The following is an 18,537-nucleotide window of genomic DNA, read 5'->3' as shown; positions in this document are numbered from 1 at the left end:
CCCTTTATCTTATTGTTATAGCAAAAATATGCATTGTAGGTTTTTTAGGTAAATATATATTTTTAATTTTCTTTCCATTTAGATTAAATGAATTAAGATATATTTTTGGGTTAAGATTTTCTTTGATTCCTATTCCATTATATCTATATATAGTATCTATAGCTATATCTTCATTATAAATTGGATTTTGACACCAATCTGAAAAATTCAATATTTTTTCTTCAATATTTCCATCACTATATTCTATAAAGAATTTTTCACTGTAATTACCATGTTCTGAAGAACCTAATATATACAACTTTTTCCCTTCAATATTATTAAATTCAATCTTTTGTCCAGAACAAACCAAATTATCATTACCTTCAAGTTTAATTTTAAAAGGTATATTATCATACATTAAAATATTATTCTTCAAATACTTTTGTATTTCTTCTGCTGGATATTTTGCGCCAAATACTCCATCAGGATTATCAAAATTTCCTTCTTTTCTTTTAGAAAAAGTTGTAATTCCATCATTATTAAAATATTGATTTAAATTTACTATTTTATAGTCATCTAAGGTTTCCATATCTGGCTTTATATTAATAATATTTTTGATTTCAACTTTTGTTTCTTTATATTCAATATTTTTTATTTCATCATCTGATACTGAGAAATATTTATTACCGACTTTTATTATATAATTATATTTTTTTGGAATCAACAATATTTGATCAAGATATAAAAATTCATTGTTTTCTGGTGTAATTGAAATTGTTAATTTTCCACTTTCTAATGTTATAGGAATAAATTTCTTATATGTCGTCACCTTGTTTTTTCCTGAATAAATTTTTATTTTAGAATATGGAATATCCCCTATTAAGTATATATAATATTCCCCAGAAAAATCAATAAATGTTTTCAATGCAATTTTTTCATTAGTTTTTATCTGAATATTTCCTCTATTTTCTAATTCAAAATAATATATGCCAGTATCCATTTTTTCTGCTTCTAATAATTGAGCTTTACTTCCACCTATTGTTTTGGCATAATAATACTTTTCAAATTTTGAAGGGAGTTTCTTTAATCTCGTTAAAGCTAATAAAGCAGATACTGTAGATTCTGCACCAGCATTTTGATTTATATAAACCGAATGCATTCCGTCGTATCCTTCACCATTTTTACCTAACATAGGAAAATTCAAATGATTATTTCCTGAATAAAAAGAAGCAAACAAATAAGCTTTAATAGCATATATATCTTTTTGAGTAATAGAATAAAGCTTTGATAATGTAGATATTATTGCTTCTAATCCATAAGATAAATAGGGATATTTCTTTATATAATTCCTTATCTCATATACTGGTCCTATTGATAATAATAAATCATAAAATCTCACATATTTTTCAACTGATCGTAGATATTCTTCATTTTTGGTGATTTTATATGCTTCAATTAATGCTTCACCCTGGCGTGAACCCCAAGAATGCCATAAAAATTGATTTTTATTACCTTCATTATATACTCCTGAATATGGCCCATCATTAACCTGATATTTTATAATTGCATTTGATAATAGATTTATATAAGATAAATCTTTTTTGTTTTTAGAATAATAGTAATATTTAGCTAATCCTAATAAAAAAACAGAAGTAACATCTGTACTTTTGTTTAATAAATAATTTGAGTCTAAATTATTTATTAAAATCGCTTTCACTTTTTTAGCTGATTTTATCAAATAATCATTTAATTTTTTGTCAGGAAACACATTTATAGCATTACTAATAGCCCAAAAGGCTCTTGCAGCCCACCAACTAGCTGACTTTTTACTGGTAATACCTAATTTATTTATCGTACCATCTTTAAATATAAAATTATAAAAATCGCCATCATAATCTTGCATTGCTAAAATAAATTCTAAAGCTTCTTTAGCACGAACATAATAAAATTCCTTTTTATCCAATTTATATAAATCCGTATAAAAAATTGCTACCCTTGCAACATCATCCACACATATTACTCCTTCACCAGGAGCCTCTTTGTGAATATACTTATTTCCATATTTATCTGCGTATATCCAATATCCTATTACTTTTTTGTTTCCAATTTTAAAAGTATCTCTAAGAAATTCAAGATGGTTTAAATTTATATCAATAGAAAACATACTTGCAGAAGTCAGTAGTATCAAAATTGAAATTATAAATTTTTTCATTATATCCCTCCAAAAAAGGGCACATTTAAATGTGCCCTCTATTTAATATCCTTTTAATCATTCTTCTATAATATGCACTCCTTGAATTTCAGCAGTTCTTTTTTCTAAGAAATCTATTGCTTCATTGGTATCCCTTGATTGAAAAATTGAATAATATCTATTATATTTTACTACATCACCAGCTTTGAATTTAGCCATCCAATATTTTCCTACATTTTCTTCAGAATAAGGTGGGAAAACACCTTTTGTTGCTTCATAATTATCCATTTCTCCTGGTAACCATCTAAATATACCATCTCTAAATTCTCTACTTTCATAGAACCAGAAATCATGAAATACAAAATCTTTTAAATCAGAATAAACAATAGGTTTTTCTGGTAATATTTCAGCTGCACCTAAGCCATATTTTGGAGAAAAGTTTGCTCTCCAGTTTTCTTCAGAAACAAATGCATAGGTAGCCCCCCACCATAATGGTTTCATAGAATCAATAGCAGAAAATTCTATATATGGTTTTCCATTAACGTATTTAACAGCATTTCTTTGAGTCCAATAATCAAGAGGAGTACCATTAATTTGTTCTGCCCAAACCATTCTTCTAAACATAGGTAAAATATGAAGAGCATTATCATCAATACTTGTGATAGGTGCTGTAGCCATTACCTGCAATTTCATAATATCTACATAATTAGTAAATGTGAATGTATTTTCAACTAATACGTCTCCGGTTTTGAATATATGTGTAACTATATGTTGATTTAAACCAGGTAATAATTTTGAGTATAAATCAGAAACAACTGTTACAGCAATTGGACCTGCTTTTAAAACACGAACATTATCTATTGTTAAACCAGAAGATGTCATTTCAACGTGTTTTCCTAATTTTCCATTTACATAAAATGTGCTTCCTGACCATCCTGCAATTCTGGCTGTACCTAATTCGTTATATATTGTCCCTTTAATATCTTTGTACCTTACAAAATTAGCTAATCCATATTTATTAATTTTTACATCAAAATCTTTTGAGTTAATTAAATATTCGTCATTTTCCTTTTTAACTGTAAAATACGGATCAAAAGACATTAGATCCATGCTTGAGTCATCAGAGATAACTATTTTTGCATATTTTTTAAATGTAAATAGTAATACATCTGATGAGGAAATTCTGTGATTCCCATCCATATCATCAATTTGGTAAGGTAAGAAATTCCCATTTTCGTCTAATACCCTTATTGAATACCAATTTGCTTCAAAATCTTCACCTACAATGTCAAGAATTTTTGAGAAAGAAATAGAGTAAGGCACATCCATCCACGTCATTTGATTAGTTTTTACTTCTATAACCTTTTCTTCTGCTAATGCAAAAATAGTTAATAAGATCAAAAAAATTACTAAAATACCTTTTTTCATATAAATATACCCCCTTTAATAAAATTAGGTTAAGCGCTTACAAATTTCATTATATAACATAAAAATATATATTCAAAGTTTGAAATTTATTAATTACAGCTTTTTATGATAGGATATTTATAAATAACGACTATTATGTCCTATTTTTATTACTTTTTGATTAATAATAAAAAAATTTTTCTTGTTTTTTAGCAATGATTTTTTAAGAAAAATAATGCTAATTATTTATAATTGCTATTAATCTCACATAATGTAATGTAGTTAGAATTTATTCCTTTTTTATATTGTTGGATTATATGATATGATTTAATCAGGTTAAGCGCTTACATGAGGAGTGATTTTATGGCAAATATAGAAGATGTTGCTAAATTAGCTAATGTTTCAATAGCTACTGTTTCAAGGGTATTAAATAATAAAGGTAAATATTCAGAAAAAACAAAAATAAAAGTTTTAAAAGCAATAGAAGAGTTAAACTATAAACCTTCAAGTCAGGCTAAACATCTTGCCAAGGTAAAATATGGTTTTAAAATAGGAGTTTTAATTAGCAGCAGAATAAAAAATATTCTTGAGAAAAAAAGAAATGAATATGGAGAGATGGATTTTTATTCTACTGTATTAAAAGGTATATATGATGGTGCAAATGAAAACAAAGCAGAAATTATATTAATGACTTTTGAAGAATTTATTAATAAGAAGAAAGAGTGTGATGGAATATTAGTTTTAGGATCTGATAAAATACCAGATTATATTTTAAATTGTAATATTCATAAAGTTCTTGTTGATAATTATATTGTTGGAAAAAAGATAAATGCTATTATATCAAATGGATTTGACGGTGCATATTATGTAGTTGATAAAATGATAAAAAGAAATTATAAAAGGATTATTCATATACATGGTCCATTAGAATTTTATGGATTTAGAAGAAGATTTGAAGGTTATGAATTAGCTATGAAACAAAATAATTTATTACCTATAACTTATGAAGTTGCAGAAACTCAGGAATCTATAAATTATATTATAGATTTGATTTTAGCTAAGAAGCCAGAGGTAGTATTTACATCAAATGATCCTATTGCTATTATGGTGTTAAATGCTCTTAAATCAAAAAATGTTAAAGTTCCAGAAAATGTACAAATAATAGGATTTGATGATATTGTGTTTTCAGCTTCTACAGAACCGTCATTGTCGACTGTCAAAGTTTTTAAGTATGAAATGGGAAATGTTGCTCTTGAAAGAGTAATAGAATTAATTAATGGGAAAAATTTACATCCTTATGTTACTTCATTATTTACAGAGTTTATTGAAAGAAAATCCACAAAGGGGGTTTGAAAATGAAAAAGTTACTCGTTTTTTTGTTTGTAATAATGTTTGTTTTTTCATTTGCAAAAACAAAGATAGTATTTTGGACAGCGCCAAATCCTAATCAAGAAGCATACTGGAAAAAATTGGTTGCTGAGTATGAACAACAACATCCAGATATAGATATCGAATGGACAACAATTCCAGCTGCTGGAAGTTCTGAGGAAGCAATATTGAGTGCAATAGCATCTGGAAGAACACCTGATATTTGTACTAATATTTTTTCTGGTTTTGCTGCCCAGCTAATTGAGTTGGATCAGTTGGTTGAGTTAAATAAATTACCAGGATTTAATGATTTAATTGCAGCAAGAAAAATGGATAGTATTATTAAAGGTTGGAATTTTATGGGTAAATCTTATGTATTACCAATTTATTCGAATCCGATATTAATGTGGTGGAGAAAAGATATTTTAGAAAAATATGGATGGAAAAAACCACCAAGAACATATTCTGATGTTTATGAACTTTCAAAACAATTTGTTGTACCTAAAGAAAAATATACAATGAGAGTTGTTGCAGGTAGAAACTGGTGGGATAGATGGTTTGATTATATAACATATTATTATGCTGCCAGTGAAGGAAAACCATATATTGATTTGAAAAAATATAGAGCCATATACAATAATGATGCTGGAATTAAAGTTGCAAAATTTTTTGAAACAATGTTTAAAAACGGATGGACTGCTGTAGATTTAGGAAATGCACCATTGTATAATGGAGTAATATTAGGAAGTTTAAAAGGTCCATGGGAAATACCCTATGCAGAAAAACAATTCCCAAAAGTTTTAAAAAATATAGAAATTACTCCACCAATAGTTCCAGATAATTATCCAGAAAATAAACCAATTTATACATTTGCTGATACAAAAGGATTGGTTATATTTAAGACTTCAAAGCATCAAAAAGAAGCATGGGATTTTGTTAAATGGGTATTTTCTAACCCGGAAAATGATAAATTATGGTTAGAAATGACAAAAATGCCACCTGCAAGATCAGATCTTCTTACAAATGATTTATTTAAGGAATTCTTTAAGAATAATCCTTTGGCAGCTCAATATGCTAAGTACGTAGGATATGCCGTTCCACCAGCATTGATATCAAAAACTGTTGATGTTCAGGATGAAATGACAGTTAGTTTAATAGAACCTATTATGTATGGTAAAGCAGATGCAGAAACTGCAGTAAAAAATTCTATAAAAAAGATTAATAGAATAATATGGTGATTGTATGGTTACAAAAATGAGAAAGAGGGAAGCCCGAAAAGGGCTTCTTATATCTTCCACGTATTTGGTTTATGCAGCTATATTCTGGGGATACCCATTTATATGGCTCGTAATTTTGGCATTTTCTAGGTGGAGATATGTTGGAACCCCGCGCTTTGCAGGATTTCGGAACTTTTTAAGAATATTATATGATCCAATATTCTGGAAATCCTTTTTTAATGTATTGAATTTCTTAACGTATTACATACCAATTGTGTTAATATTTTCATTATTGTTTGCTTTAGCACTAAGTAAATTAAAATATGGTAAGACATTTGTAGCATTGTCTTTTTTGGTTGCAAATGTTTCATCTGGAGTGGCATATTCTATAATGTTTTCAAAATTATTTGCGGAAAATGGCCCATTAAATCAACTTGTTTATAGGTTATTTAACACTACAATTCCATGGTTTACAAGTCCTCAACTTGCAATGTTTTCTATTTCACTAATTGTTGTATGGAAATTTATAGGGTATTATGGTTTAATTTTATATGCAGGAATAATAAGCATTCCTAAAAGTATATATGAAGCTGCAGAACTTGATGGTGCAAATAAATATGTAAAATTTTTTAAAATAACATTACCTCTTTTAAATCCATCTATAGTTATGGTTCTTGTATTTGCAATTTCATTATCTTTTGGTATATTTACAGAACCATATATGATAACAGGTGGAGGGCCTATGAGAAGTACATTAATGCCAATGATGGTAATGTATACATCTGCATTTCAGAAGTTAGATCCAACTTATGCAGCAACAATGTCTATTTTTACAGCAATCTTTAGCTTTGGAATTATATGGATAACACGAAAATTATTGGAAAGAGAAGTGGAAATAGTATGAAAAAAATAAACAGTATTATTTTCCACATTATTATGTTTGGGTTAGCATTATTATGGTTATATCCATATATATGGTTATTGATGGCTTCTTTAAAGCCATCAAATGAAATATATACAAGATTTTGGCCTACACATTTTACATTAGAACACTTTAAATTTATTCTTGAAAGCGCTGAAAAAATGCAAAGACCATTTATAAGGGCATTTTTAAATAGTTTGTTTATTTCTATAACGGTAACCGGGTCAGTTATTTTAACCTCATCTATAATATCATATGCTTTAGCCAAGTTGAGGTTTAAAGGAAGAAATAAAATTTTTAATTTTTTAATATTTCAAATGGTTTTTCCAGGTTTTATGTTTACTATTCCACTTTATATTTTAATAAGAAACCTTGGTTTATTAAATACATATTCTGCTCTAATTTTACCAAGTATAATGAGTGGTTGGGGGATTTTTATGATAACACAAAGTTATAAAAGCACTCCTAATGATTATATAGAAGCTGCAAAAATGGATGGAGCAACAGATTTATGGATAATTTTTAAAATAATGATACCTTTAAATAAGTCAGCTATTTCTATAGTTTCTTTATTTACTTTCATAGGAATATGGGATAATTTTATGTGGCCATTGATTGTAATGAAGGATTATAATAAAATGCCATTGTCAGTATTATTAGCAAGTTTTAATCATGAATATGGTGCTTATATTGGACCAATATTAGCTGGTTCAGTCATTCAGACGATACCTATGGTTATTTTGTTTTTAGTATTCAGAAAATATTTCTTACAGGGAATTTCTATTACATTAAAGTGAGGTGTTAAAATTGGAATTAAAATTAAAAAGGCATCCTTTGAACCCATTATTTTCTCCTAATCCAAATCATTTATGGGAATCAAGATTTGTTTTTAATCCAGCAGTAGTATATGACGGAGAGCTATTCCATATGTTATACAGAGCTCAAGGTGAAGATATGGTTTCAAGAATAGGATATGCTGTAAGTACTGATGGAATTCATTTTAATAGGATGGAAAATCCTGTGTTTGAACCAGAAGATATAACAGAAATGTATGGAGTAGAAGACCCAAGACTTACATATATTGATGGGAAATACTATATGTGTTATACAGCATATTCTCCAACTAATATCAGTGTTGCTATGGCATCTACAACAAATTTCTTTACCTGGGAAAGGCATGGAATAGTTTTACCAGAATCTCCAAATAAAGATGCCGCAATTTTACCAGAAAAAATAAATGGTAAATATGTTATGTTTCATAGATTGGAACCAGATATATGGTTAGCTTTTTCTGATGATATGATTCATTGGGGAGATTATATAAGTATAGCTAAACCGAGAGAAGGATATTGGGATGATGTGAAAATAGGTATTGCTGGGCCACCAATAAAAACAGAATACGGATGGTTATTACTTTATCATGGAGTTCAAAATGGCCCCAGATTCACATATAGACTTGGGTTTATGTTATTGGATTTAGATGATCCGACTAAAGTTTTAAAAAGAACTGAAAAACCTGTATTAGAGCCAGAAGAACCATGGGAAAAATTTGGTGGAGTGCCAATGGTAGTATTTTCTGATGCAATGGTTGAATATAAAGATCAATATTATATTTATTATGGTGCAGCAGATAATTATATTGCTTTAGCTACTATTTCTAAAGAAGAAGTATATAAATGGATAAAGGAATAAGGCTCAAAGCCTTATTCCTTTATATTTTTTATATATCGGGCTATGACATCTATTTCATAATTAACTAAATCGCTTGCTTTTAAATATTGCAGATTTGTATTTTTGTATGTATGATCAATTACTTGTACTTCAAAGGAATCTAAGTCTTTTTTCGCTATTGTTAAACTTATTCCATTCAAAGAAATGGAACCTTTTTTGGCAATAGCCCATTTTTCATATGGTATCTTAAATTTCATCCAATATGTATTATGTGATTTTATAATACTTAAGAATTTTATTGTTCCATCAACATGACCAGATACTATATGTCCTCCAAGAAAATCAGAAACCTTTAATGCTCTTTCTAAATTAACAAATTTATTATTATAATATCTTAAATTAGTTTTATTAAATGTTTCTTCTCCAACTGAAAAATATAATTCGTTATTTATTATATTTTCAACGGTTAAACAAACTCCATTTATTGCAATACTTTCACCTAAATTTACATTTTCAAAAACATTAGGTATAATAATTTTATTATTTATTATTTTCATTTTTTCTACTTTTTGAATTATTCCTGTAAACACGGTTTCAACTCCCAATAGATATTATCATCTATTTTCATATTTTTTATTGGTTTAAAATTTATAGAGTTTCTTATACTATCAATTGTTATATTATTAAAAGGAGATATACCATTACCTAGAATTTTTGGAGCGTAAAAAACATGCATTTTATCAACTATTTTGGACTCTAAAAATAGAGATAAAATGGATGCACCTCCTTCAACAAGAATACTATCTATGCCTTTATTATATAAAATATTAATTATTTCAAAAATATCCGTTTCTCTTATTATTTCTGTGTTTTTAGGTATATCTATGATATTTTTTTCTGTAAAAATAATGTTTTTCCCCTCTTCGTTAAAAATATTCAGATTTTTATTTTCAAATAATCCATTCTTATCTAATATTATTCTTATTGGATTTCTTCCATTTTTTATTCGACAGGTTAATTTAGGATTATCTATTATTAATGTATTTGCACCAATTAAAATAGATGAATAATAATTTCTAAATTTATGAACAAGTTTTCTTGACTTTTCGTTTGATATCCATTTGGAATCATAGTCTTTTGTTGCTATATATCCATCTAAAGTCATAGCAAATTTTAGGGCTATAAATGGTCTTTTTTTACTAATATACGTAATAAAAATCTCATTTAACTCTTTTATTTTATCCTCTAAAATTCCATATTCTACCTTTATGCTAGCATCTTCTAAAATTTTTTTACCTTTACCATTTACTAATGGATTTGGGTCTAACATTCCAATATACACTTCTTTAAATCCTTCTTTGACTAATCTATGAGCACATGGTGGAGTTTTACCATAATGAGAACATGGTTCCAGAGTTACATACATTGTTGAGTTTTTTATATCAATTCCCTTATTTTTTGCATTTTCTATTGCTACAATCTCAGCATGTCTTCCACCATAATACTCATGATAACCTTTTGATATTATTTTTCCATTTTTTACTATAACTGCACCAACTAATGGATTAGGATTAACCTTACCAATCCCCTTTTTAGCTTCATTTATTGCTATTTTCATATAATATTCATGATTCATAATATCATTCCTTCAATTGTTTATTTAAATTAGCCATTTCTATTGCTGCCATTGCTGCTTCAAATCCCTTATTACCCGCTTTTGCTCCAGATCTATCTATACTTTGCTCTAATGTTTCTGAAGTAACCACTCCAAAAGTTACTGGAATATTAGATTCAATATTTATCTGTGCAACTCCTTTTGAAACCTCATTAGCCACAACTTCAAAATGATATGTTTCTCCTCTAATCACAACACCTAATGCTATTATCGCATCATAATCTTTTTTTATTAATTTTTTAGTTATAAATGGAATTTCAAAAGCGCCTGGAACCTTAAACACATCAATATTTTCTTCTTCTACATTATGTCTTTTTAATGCATCTAATGCCCCTTCTAATAATTTTTCTGAAAAGAATGAATTAAATCTTGATACCACTATAGCAAATTTTAAACCTTTACCATCAAATACTCCTTCAATAACTTTCATATGAATACCTCCTAAATTTTAATATTGTGATTCATTTTTTCTTTTTTTATCTTTAAATAAAATCTATTTTCTTCAGTAATTTCACCTAAATGTTCTTCATTCTTTATAACCTCTATGCCATATTTTCTTAATTGATTTACTTTATCTGGATTGTTTGTCATTAAAATAATACTTTTTATATTTAATGATTTTAAAATTTGAGCTGCTACTGCATAATCTCTATTATCTGCAGGCATTCCAATTTCCAAATTAGCTTGCACTGTATCTAAACCTTTATCTTGCAATTCATATGCTTTAATTTTGTTTGCAATACCTATATCCCGTCCTTCTTGTCTTAAATAAATTATTAGTCCATCACCTACTTCATTTATTTTTCTCATTGCTTTATGTAATTGACTTCCACAATCGCATTTTCTTGAGGACAATACATCTCCTGTTACACATTCAGAATGTATTCTAACTAATAATGGTTCTTTTTTTAGAGACCCTTTATATATTGCGAAATGTTCTTTACCATCAAGATTGTTTTCAAATCCAATTATTTTAAAATCACCATATCTTGTTGGTAATTTAGCTTCTGATATGGGTTTTACAAAAAGTTTTTTTCTTATGACTTCACTATATATATCTTCTATATTTAATAATGGTAGTTTGAATTCTTCAGAAAGAGATTTAATATAATCATAATTATGAGAATTCCCATTTGCATCTAATATTTCAATTAATATTGCAAATGGTTTTAAATTTAATAATTTCATTAATTCTACAGATGCTTCTGTATGTCCTTTTCTCTTATTTATCCCAATACTTCCTAATAATTGAACATGCCCTGGATATTTAAAATGAGTAATGTTTAAATCATCTGAAAAACTTTTAATTGTTTTAGATCTTTCTTCTGCAGATATACCAGTTTTTGTATTTTTGTAATCAATAGTAATAAAATAATTGGTTTTTAATTTATCATAATTATTTGTTGGCAATTTAAAAAATCCCTTATTTATTAAATATTCTTCTTCCGCTGCTAAACATAATAATCCTTTCCCTTTTGAAACAAAAAAATTAATTATTTCTTTATTTACCATTTGTGCAGGAAATACAAAATCAGCTTCTACTTCTTTGTCTTCATCCCAAATAATAACTGGTTTGTTCATTCCAAATGTTTTTAAAATATCTTCCATAATTTCGCCTCCTAAAAATAAAATTGCCCTGGATTTCTCCAGGGCAATAATTATAGATCAATACAGAATACACTTATCCCACATTCTATATTTTCTCCTCCCATCCAGACTTTAACTGTCGGCTCTGGAATTCCACCAGATCAACCTTATAATAAATAAGGCTCGCGGGCTTTAACCGCCGGTCGGGAATTTCACCCTGCCCCGGAGAATATTCACTTTTATTTCATTATAACATACTATTTTGAAAAAAACAACCCCATATGAGGTTGTTAGTGAAAAAATTATTTATTATTAAGGGAGGATAAATTATTTATTTTAATAGAATCTTGAGTTATTTTTATATTTAATAGTTGTTTTTTATAATATACGTTAAATTCCATACTTTTCCAATGTGACGGTAACCATGGTTTGAAATTTATTTTTTCATTATCATCAATATACATTCCACCAAACCCATATACAGCAGCTTGCCACGTTCCACCGGCGCTTGCAGCATGAAGTCCTAAAGCTGTATTTCCCTGATTATCTTCCAAATCTACTAATGCAGTTTTCATAAAATATTCATATGCTTTAGAATGATCTCCAACAGCTAATCCCATTATTGCATACATACTAGGACTTAATGAGGATTTGTGCATAGTTCTTTTTTCATAATATTCAAAATTTATTTTTTTTGTTTCATAATCAAATTCTTCGGATAATAAATGCATTAACATCAAAACGTCAGCTTGTTTTATCAACTGGTATTTGTTTAACTTTGTTAAATCAACATTTTCTGGCCATTCAGGCATATCTTTTTCATTATATTTCGTAATAATCCTATCTTCAAGTTTAAAATATCCTTCAAATTGTTCTATTAAATGCGATTTTTTATTCCAGGGTATATAAATCTTATTTGATACATCTTTCCATCTCTCTAATTCTTCTTCATTTAATTTAATTTTTTTTAATATTTTTTCATAATTATAAGGATATTTATTTCTTAATATATTTAAATAATAAAATGCTTTATCAATGTTCCATTTAGCTAAATAATTGGTGTAAAAATTATTGTTTACATGTTCATGGAATTCATCTGGACCAATTACTTCATTAATTTCATATCTATCTTTTTTAGAATTGTATTTAGCCCGAGAAGCCCAAAACCTTGCAGTTTCAAAAAACATTTCAGCACCATAATTTAAGAAAAATTCCCAGTCCTCTGTTGCTCTTAAATATTCTCTTATAGCAAAAGCTATATCAGCTGTTATATGATATTCTATATCTCCTGTCCATATTCTTACTTTATTACCATAATAATCTTCTCCCCACTTTGGAGTTTCTTCTTCACCAGTATCTGCAGACTCCCATGGATATTGAGCCCCCTTATATCCATTTTTTCTTGCATTTTCTCTGGCTTTATCTAATGTATAATATCTATACATTAAAAATGATCTAGCAGCTTCTGGATACTCATAAATATAAAAAGGTAACATAAAAATCTCTGTATCCCAGAAAACATGTCCTTTATATCCTTCTCCATGCAACCCTTTAGCGCCAATACTTACTATTTCATCATCAGGATTTGCAAGAGATAATAATGAAAATATATTAAATCTTAGTGATTTATCTGCTTTTTCATCTCCAAATATTTTTATATCTGCAACATCCCAAAGTTTTTTAAGTTTCTTATTATGATTTTCTAAAAGTTTTTCTATACCTATGTTTCTTGCTTTTTTTATTTCTTTAATATTATTTTCATAAAGATTATCATATCTTCTTGAATCTAAAATACTAGTATAAATGTTTATTGTATATTCATTCTGTGGAACTGGATCTATATCAATTGATTGTGCAATAAAATCTATATAATTTCTGGTAATTTTAGAATGATAATTTTCAATTTCAACTGAAGATAGTATTCCTACTTTATGATTTATATCTCTTGTACAAGCTTCTAAATAAAGATAATCATCAGATACAATATGATTGGTTAAAAAATAATGTTTTACTCTTTCTTTTGGATGTGAAACGGAATTGGCTGTTTTTCCATCTATAAAATATTCCAAAGTCATTCTATCCTTATAATTCTCTGGAGTTATTTTATATTTCATTAAAGCTAAATTTCTATTATCATGACTTAAAAACCTATATCCTTCTATTTTTGTAATTCTATTTTTTTTATCCCTTAATCTCATTTTTTTATATAATAAACCTTGTTTCATATCTAATATTCTTTTGTAATCCAGTATTTCACACTCAAAGGGGTTTAAATATTCATATTTTAAATATATCTTTAATCCCCAGAAATAGGGTAAATTTACTAATTCTTTCACTTGTGCTTCAGACTTATCAAATATTCCAGCTACATATGTACCAGGGGTTTCATTATGAAATAAATCTTCAAAAGTTCCTCTTACTCCTAAATACCCATTTGATAAAGTAAATATAGTTTCTTGTATTGAAGATACTTCAAATTTTTCTTGTTTAATTAACCATTTTTCATCTGAAAGAATCATTTTTTCGCCTCCTGAAAAATGCTAATAAGATTATCTAATTTTATTTCATTCAATGATTTTACTACTAAATTTGCATGTGATAGTTCTTTATTATTCCCATGTCTTGCTATTCCAATTGTAAACATTTTTGCATTAATTCCGGCATTAATACCTTCTATTGCATCTTCTATTACAATACAATTTTCAGGAGAAACATTTAATCTATTGGCTGCAATTAAAAATATTTCTGGATTAGGTTTTCCATGAATAAAGTCATATCCCGTAACTACAGTATCAAAAACATCATATATTTTTAAAGATTCTAATATTTTTTTTGTGTTTTTGCTTGATGAGGCTACTGCTATTTTTATTTTATATTTTTTTAATTCTTTAATGAAATTCCATGTATCTTGAAATATTTCTGGAGGAGTTTTCTCAATATATTCTAAAAAATAATTTTGTTTCTCCTCAGCCATTTGATTTAATGTTTTTTCATCAACATTTGTTGCCACAGATGAAATTCCTTTCATTCTCGGTTTTCCATCAACCTTTTCTTTGTATACATTGAAATCAAAATAATAGCCGTGTTTTTCGAACATTTTCTTCCATGCATTGTAATGCAAAGGGACGGTATCCGTAATTACTCCATCCATGTCAAATATTACAGCTTCCAACATATCCACTCCTCCTAACCTTTAATTGCTGAAGCTTTTCCAGATTCTATAAATTGGTTTTGGAAAGATAAGAAAATTATTATCATAGGAATTGTCATAAGAATTGATGCTGCCATCATATATTGCCAGAAGGTGTAATATGATGTTTTAAAAAAATTTAATCCCATAGTTAAAGTATACATATTTTTATCAGATGTGATTATTAAAGGCCACATAAAATCGTTCCATGCACCTAAAAAAGTATATATAGCCAATGCAGTCATAGCAGGTTTTGCATTTGGAGCTACAATAGTAAAAAATGTTTTTATTATTCCAGCGCCATCAATTCTTGCTGCCTCTTCAAGTTCTTTTGGAAAATTTAGAAAAAATTGTCTCATTAAAAAAAGACCAAATACTCCTGTTAATTTTGGTAAAATTAAACCAGTATATGTATTAACAAGACCAAACTTCACCATTAAATTATATTGAGGTATCATAATAACCTGAAAAGGAATCATCATTGTTGCTAAAAAGAGTGAAAACCAAAAATTTTTTAATGGAAAATGTAATCTTGCAAATGCATATCCTCCCAATGTGTCTAAAATCAAATGGCCTACAGTTAATGCACCTGCATAAAATATAGTATTTAATATCCATCTTCCATATAGCGGAACAACTTCAAATATTTTTATGTAATTTTTTAAGGTAGCATTAACTCCAAAAACCTTTGGTGGTATTTTAAAAAGATTTATATTTGGTGGCCATTGCATTATATCTATTCCAAATTTTTCTCCTGTATCATGATTTATACCATTTAATGGAGTTATGGAAACTAAAAATGCCCAAAAAAAAGGGAATAATGATATTAAAGCATAAGATATTAAAATAATATAAGAAATAGTTTTTGCTAATTTAAATTTTCTATTCATAAATTTCACCTCAGTATTCTTCATGAATAAACTTTCTTTGTAAAATAGTTATAAATAAAATAATAGCAAATAACACTAAAGCCAAAGCTGAAGCATATCCCATATTTCCATATTCAAATGCATTTTTGTATATATAATAAGAAATTGTAATATTTCTCATATTTTTTATTAAAAAATATATTTGGTCAAAAACCTGCATACAACCAATAGTTCCCATTATCATTACAAATAATATTTGAGGTCTAAGCATTGGAACAGTAATTCTCCAGAAAATCTTTGAAGGAGAAGCACCATCAATTCTTGCTGCTTCATATATAGATGTTGGTATATCCTGTAACCCCGCCAAAAATGTAACCATAAAATATCCTGCGGTTGTCCATATATTCATAATCATAATGGCAGGTAACGCCGTGTTAGGATTTTCTAACCATGCAATTGGTTGAAATCCAAATATCGATAATAATCTATTTAAAATTCCTGGACGAGAATATATCATCCAGAAAATCATTGATATCGCAGCTGATGAAGTAATTGCTGGAATGAAAAAAGTAGCTTTAAAAAATTTTATACCTTTTATTTTTGAATTAGCAGCTACTGCTAAAACTATTGCTAAAAATGTTTGAACTGGAACAACAATTATAGAGTAAAAAAAAGCATTAAATAGTGAGATTTTAAAATATTGATCTTTAAACATTTTTTTGAAATTTTCTAAACCTAAAAAATTAGGAATATAATGCTTAAATGCAGAACTCCCTTTTTTAAGATAAATAGACATAAAATCAGAAATTTTCATCTCTTTATTTAACTTTCCGGCTATAAAATCTTTTAATAATTTATTTGTGTCAAAATAATCTTTTATTATATTTTCTTTTTTTGTATCCAAATTTATTCCAACATCGGATTTAATAAAAGTCATAAGATCAAAATAATCTTTTATTTCATCAATAGATTTAACTTCATTTTGGAAAAAACCAAGATGAAATTCCAGTGATTCTTGTGGATTAAAAGTAACTTCTAAATTTCTTGCATTTAAAGGATTATAATCAGTAAAACTATAATAAAATGCTGCAAATATAGGATATATAGTAAATACTATTATAGATAAAATAATAGGTGATGCAAAGAGATATCCTATTAAAGCTTCTTTTGTTTTCCATTTCAAACGCATAAAAAATCACCACCTTTTTAAATTTAAAGGGGGAAAATCCCCCTCTAAATTATTTTCCACTAATCCATTGAGGATAATTTTCTTTTATTTGTTTTAATGCTTCGTCTAATGTAATTTTATTATAGAATAAGTCTTTCAATCTTGAATTAATCTGATCATTAGCTATAGAGAAAATACCAGTTGGCGTTGGAACACTCCATGGTTGAGCATATTCAGCACCTTTATAAAAAGGTATTTTCATAGGATCCTTATCTTTTGAGGCTAAATCTTTTCTTGATGCCAAAACACCAGCTTTCTCAACAAAAATCTCCTGACCTCTTGTTACTAAAAATTTTAATACTTCCCAGGCTGCAGATTTATTTCTGGATTCTTTATTAATAGACCAAGAAACTGTATAAACCATAGTAGATTTTTTAATTAGAGAAGGCATTTCTACAACTCCCATTTTCTTATATACATCAGGATAAGACCCTTTTAAAAATCCTAATGACCATGGACCAGACATTCCCATAGCAACTTTTTCTTTTCCTAAAGCTTCACCAATCCATCCAGCACCTACAGTTTGTGGTTCAACAGCAACTCCATACTTGGTTACTAAATCTATATAAAACTTAAGTCCAAATTTGGATGCGGGTTCATCTAAAGCAGTATTTAAATTCTCATCAACTAATTTTCCACCTGCTCCTAAAATAAAAGGTATTACTCTATTAAAATCTGCTGCTAAAACCATAGGAGTTTCGAATCCTTTTCTTTTTAATTGTAATGCCTTATCTAATAAATCAAACCATGTATCATTATTTGTAGGATATGGAACTCCATATTTATCAAATATTTCTTTATTGTAATACAAAGCTAATGTTGAAAAATCTTTTGCAATACCATATACCCTATTATTATATTTGAAAGCATTAACAAGTGATGGAAAATATGCATTAAGATCGAATTTGTCTCTTTTTATATATAGATCCAATGGCAGTAATACATTCTTTGAAGCAAATTCCTGGAAAAAGTATACATCAACATAGAAAATATCAGGTGCTGTTCCCGCAGATAATCGTGTTTTTAATGTTTCCAGATAATTTCCCGGGATTGGTTCCCATACTACTTGAATGTCTTTATGAGTAGAATTAAATTCCTCAACCCCCGCCTTAATAGCTGACTCTTCATCAGGGTTACCTGGCCATCCAGAAATCTTTATAGTTGTTACAGCAAATAGAGTAGAAACAATAACCATAGTTAATAAAACCATCCATACTTTTTTCATAAAATCCC

The 18,537-nt window shown here is 27.7% G+C and carries 16 protein-coding genes and 1 riboswitch; of the genes, 5 read left to right on the top strand and 11 right to left on the bottom strand.

Translation table 11 applies throughout. From position 1 onward, the window contains the following. Positions 1-4: 4 nt before the first annotated feature. Complete coding sequence (locus JRV97_RS00615) at positions 5-2,191, bottom strand: hypothetical protein (protein ID WP_280999239.1); 2,187 nt, start codon at positions 2,189-2,191, stop codon at positions 5-7. Between the two features lie 57 nt (positions 2,192-2,248). Next, on the bottom strand, positions 2,249-3,598 hold the full coding sequence (locus JRV97_RS00610) for a hypothetical protein (RefSeq protein ID WP_280999237.1): 1,350 nt from the start codon (positions 3,596-3,598) through the stop codon (positions 2,249-2,251). A 342-nt stretch (positions 3,599-3,940) separates the two neighbouring features. Here JRV97_RS00610 and JRV97_RS00605 point away from each other — a divergent pair, with 342 nt between their 5' ends. The 5 genes from JRV97_RS00605 to JRV97_RS00585 are packed head-to-tail and all read left to right on the top strand — an operon-like array spanning position 3,941 to position 8,776. After that, positions 3,941-4,930 carry a LacI family DNA-binding transcriptional regulator gene (locus JRV97_RS00605; protein WP_280999235.1) on the top strand — a complete coding sequence of 330 codons (990 nt, stop codon included), beginning with the start codon at positions 3,941-3,943 and terminating at the stop codon, positions 4,928-4,930. Between the two features lie 2 nt (positions 4,931-4,932). Beyond that, complete coding sequence (locus JRV97_RS00600) at positions 4,933-6,183, top strand: ABC transporter substrate-binding protein (protein ID WP_280999233.1); 1,251 nt, start codon at positions 4,933-4,935, stop codon at positions 6,181-6,183. A 4-nt stretch (positions 6,184-6,187) separates the two neighbouring features. Beyond that, positions 6,188-7,066 carry a carbohydrate ABC transporter permease gene (locus JRV97_RS00595; RefSeq protein WP_407081551.1) on the top strand — a complete coding sequence of 293 codons (879 nt, stop codon included), beginning with the start codon at positions 6,188-6,190 and terminating at the stop codon, positions 7,064-7,066. After that, positions 7,063-7,881 (top strand): carbohydrate ABC transporter permease, encoded by an 819-nt coding sequence (locus tag JRV97_RS00590; RefSeq protein ID WP_280999229.1) that lies wholly within the window; start codon positions 7,063-7,065, stop codon positions 7,879-7,881. Before JRV97_RS00595 ends, JRV97_RS00590 begins: the two co-directional genes overlap by 4 nt. 10 nt (positions 7,882-7,891) lie before the next feature. Further along, positions 7,892-8,776, top strand: a complete 885-nt coding sequence (locus JRV97_RS00585) for a glycoside hydrolase family 130 protein (protein WP_280999227.1) — start codon at positions 7,892-7,894, stop codon at positions 8,774-8,776. Positions 8,777-8,787: 11 nt separating this feature from the next. Here the strand turns inward: JRV97_RS00585 and JRV97_RS00580 are convergent, their stop codons facing one another. The 9 genes from JRV97_RS00580 to JRV97_RS00540 all read right to left on the bottom strand — a co-directional run bounded on the left by JRV97_RS00580 (position 8,788) and on the right by JRV97_RS00540 (position 18,529). Next, the gene (locus JRV97_RS00580; protein WP_280999225.1) at positions 8,788-9,345 is read right to left on the bottom strand and encodes a riboflavin synthase; all 558 of its coding nucleotides are present in this window, start codon (positions 9,343-9,345) and stop codon (positions 8,788-8,790) included. Continuing rightward, entirely contained in the window at positions 9,330-10,391 is a 1,062-nt protein-coding gene (gene ribD, locus JRV97_RS00575) for a bifunctional diaminohydroxyphosphoribosylaminopyrimidine deaminase/5-amino-6-(5-phosphoribosylamino)uracil reductase RibD (RefSeq protein ID WP_280999223.1), read from the bottom strand. The genes JRV97_RS00580 and ribD overlap by 16 nt, the downstream gene beginning before the upstream one ends. A gap of 4 nt (positions 10,392-10,395) precedes the next feature. Continuing rightward, positions 10,396-10,860 (bottom strand): 6,7-dimethyl-8-ribityllumazine synthase, encoded by a 465-nt coding sequence (ribH, locus tag JRV97_RS00570; RefSeq protein WP_280999221.1) that lies wholly within the window; start codon positions 10,858-10,860, stop codon positions 10,396-10,398. Between the two features lie 11 nt (positions 10,861-10,871). Continuing rightward, positions 10,872-12,038: a bifunctional 3,4-dihydroxy-2-butanone-4-phosphate synthase/GTP cyclohydrolase II gene (locus tag JRV97_RS00565; RefSeq protein WP_280999219.1), complete on the bottom strand. Its 1,167-nt coding sequence runs from the start codon at positions 12,036-12,038 to the stop codon at positions 10,872-10,874. A gap of 88 nt (positions 12,039-12,126) precedes the next feature. After that, positions 12,127-12,251, bottom strand: a riboswitch (FMN riboswitch). Between the two features lie 68 nt (positions 12,252-12,319). Further along, on the bottom strand, positions 12,320-14,536 hold the full coding sequence (locus JRV97_RS00560; protein ID WP_280999217.1) for a glycoside hydrolase family 65 protein: 2,217 nt from the start codon (positions 14,534-14,536) through the stop codon (positions 12,320-12,322). After that, on the bottom strand, positions 14,533-15,192 hold the full coding sequence (locus JRV97_RS00555) for an HAD family hydrolase (protein ID WP_280999215.1): 660 nt from the start codon (positions 15,190-15,192) through the stop codon (positions 14,533-14,535). Before JRV97_RS00555 ends, JRV97_RS00560 begins: the two co-directional genes overlap by 4 nt. A gap of 11 nt (positions 15,193-15,203) precedes the next feature. Next, on the bottom strand, positions 15,204-16,097 hold the full coding sequence (locus JRV97_RS00550; protein ID WP_280999213.1) for a carbohydrate ABC transporter permease: 894 nt from the start codon (positions 16,095-16,097) through the stop codon (positions 15,204-15,206). 10 nt (positions 16,098-16,107) lie between these two features. Continuing rightward, positions 16,108-17,265: a carbohydrate ABC transporter permease gene (locus tag JRV97_RS00545; protein ID WP_280999211.1), complete on the bottom strand. Its 1,158-nt coding sequence runs from the start codon at positions 17,263-17,265 to the stop codon at positions 16,108-16,110. Between the two features lie 49 nt (positions 17,266-17,314). After that, positions 17,315-18,529 (bottom strand): ABC transporter substrate-binding protein, encoded by a 1,215-nt coding sequence (locus JRV97_RS00540; protein ID WP_280999209.1) that lies wholly within the window; start codon positions 18,527-18,529, stop codon positions 17,315-17,317. Positions 18,530-18,537: the final 8 nt, after the last annotated feature.

The sequence above is a fragment of the Marinitoga aeolica genome (genome assembly GCF_029910535.1).
GTDB classification, from domain to species: Bacteria; Thermotogota; Thermotogae; order Petrotogales; family Petrotogaceae; genus Marinitoga; species Marinitoga aeolica.
Note: the sequence above shows the minus strand (reverse complement) of the source record. Positions and strands in the feature narration are given on the sequence as shown.

Excerpts from the sequence above, each read along its gene's own strand:
- JRV97_RS00615 (WP_280999239.1), bottom strand. The coding sequence starts at position 2,191 with ATGAAAAAATTTATAATTTCAATTTTGATACTACTGACTTCTGCAAGT.
- JRV97_RS00610 (WP_280999237.1), bottom strand. The coding sequence starts at position 3,598 with ATGAAAAAAGGTATTTTAGTAATTTTTTTGATCTTATTAACTATTTTT.
- JRV97_RS00605 (WP_280999235.1), top strand. The coding sequence starts at position 3,941 with ATGGCAAATATAGAAGATGTTGCTAAATTAGCTAATGTTTCAATAGCT.
- JRV97_RS00600 (WP_280999233.1), top strand. The coding sequence starts at position 4,933 with ATGAAAAAGTTACTCGTTTTTTTGTTTGTAATAATGTTTGTTTTTTCA.
- JRV97_RS00595 (WP_407081551.1), top strand. The coding sequence starts at position 6,188 with ATGGTTACAAAAATGAGAAAGAGGGAAGCCCGAAAAGGGCTTCTTATA.
- JRV97_RS00590 (WP_280999229.1), top strand. The coding sequence starts at position 7,063 with ATGAAAAAAATAAACAGTATTATTTTCCACATTATTATGTTTGGGTTA.
- ribD (WP_280999223.1), bottom strand. The coding sequence starts at position 10,391 with ATGAATCATGAATATTATATGAAAATAGCAATAAATGAAGCTAAAAAG.
- ribH (WP_280999221.1), bottom strand. The coding sequence starts at position 10,860 with ATGAAAGTTATTGAAGGAGTATTTGATGGTAAAGGTTTAAAATTTGCT.
- JRV97_RS00565 (WP_280999219.1), bottom strand. The coding sequence starts at position 12,038 with ATGGAAGATATTTTAAAAACATTTGGAATGAACAAACCAGTTATTATT.
- JRV97_RS00560 (WP_280999217.1), bottom strand. The coding sequence starts at position 14,536 with ATGATTCTTTCAGATGAAAAATGGTTAATTAAACAAGAAAAATTTGAA.
- JRV97_RS00555 (WP_280999215.1), bottom strand. The coding sequence starts at position 15,192 with ATGTTGGAAGCTGTAATATTTGACATGGATGGAGTAATTACGGATACC.
- JRV97_RS00550 (WP_280999213.1), bottom strand. The coding sequence starts at position 16,097 with ATGAATAGAAAATTTAAATTAGCAAAAACTATTTCTTATATTATTTTA.
- JRV97_RS00545 (WP_280999211.1), bottom strand. The coding sequence starts at position 17,265 with ATGCGTTTGAAATGGAAAACAAAAGAAGCTTTAATAGGATATCTCTTT.
- JRV97_RS00540 (WP_280999209.1), bottom strand. The coding sequence starts at position 18,529 with ATGAAAAAAGTATGGATGGTTTTATTAACTATGGTTATTGTTTCTACT.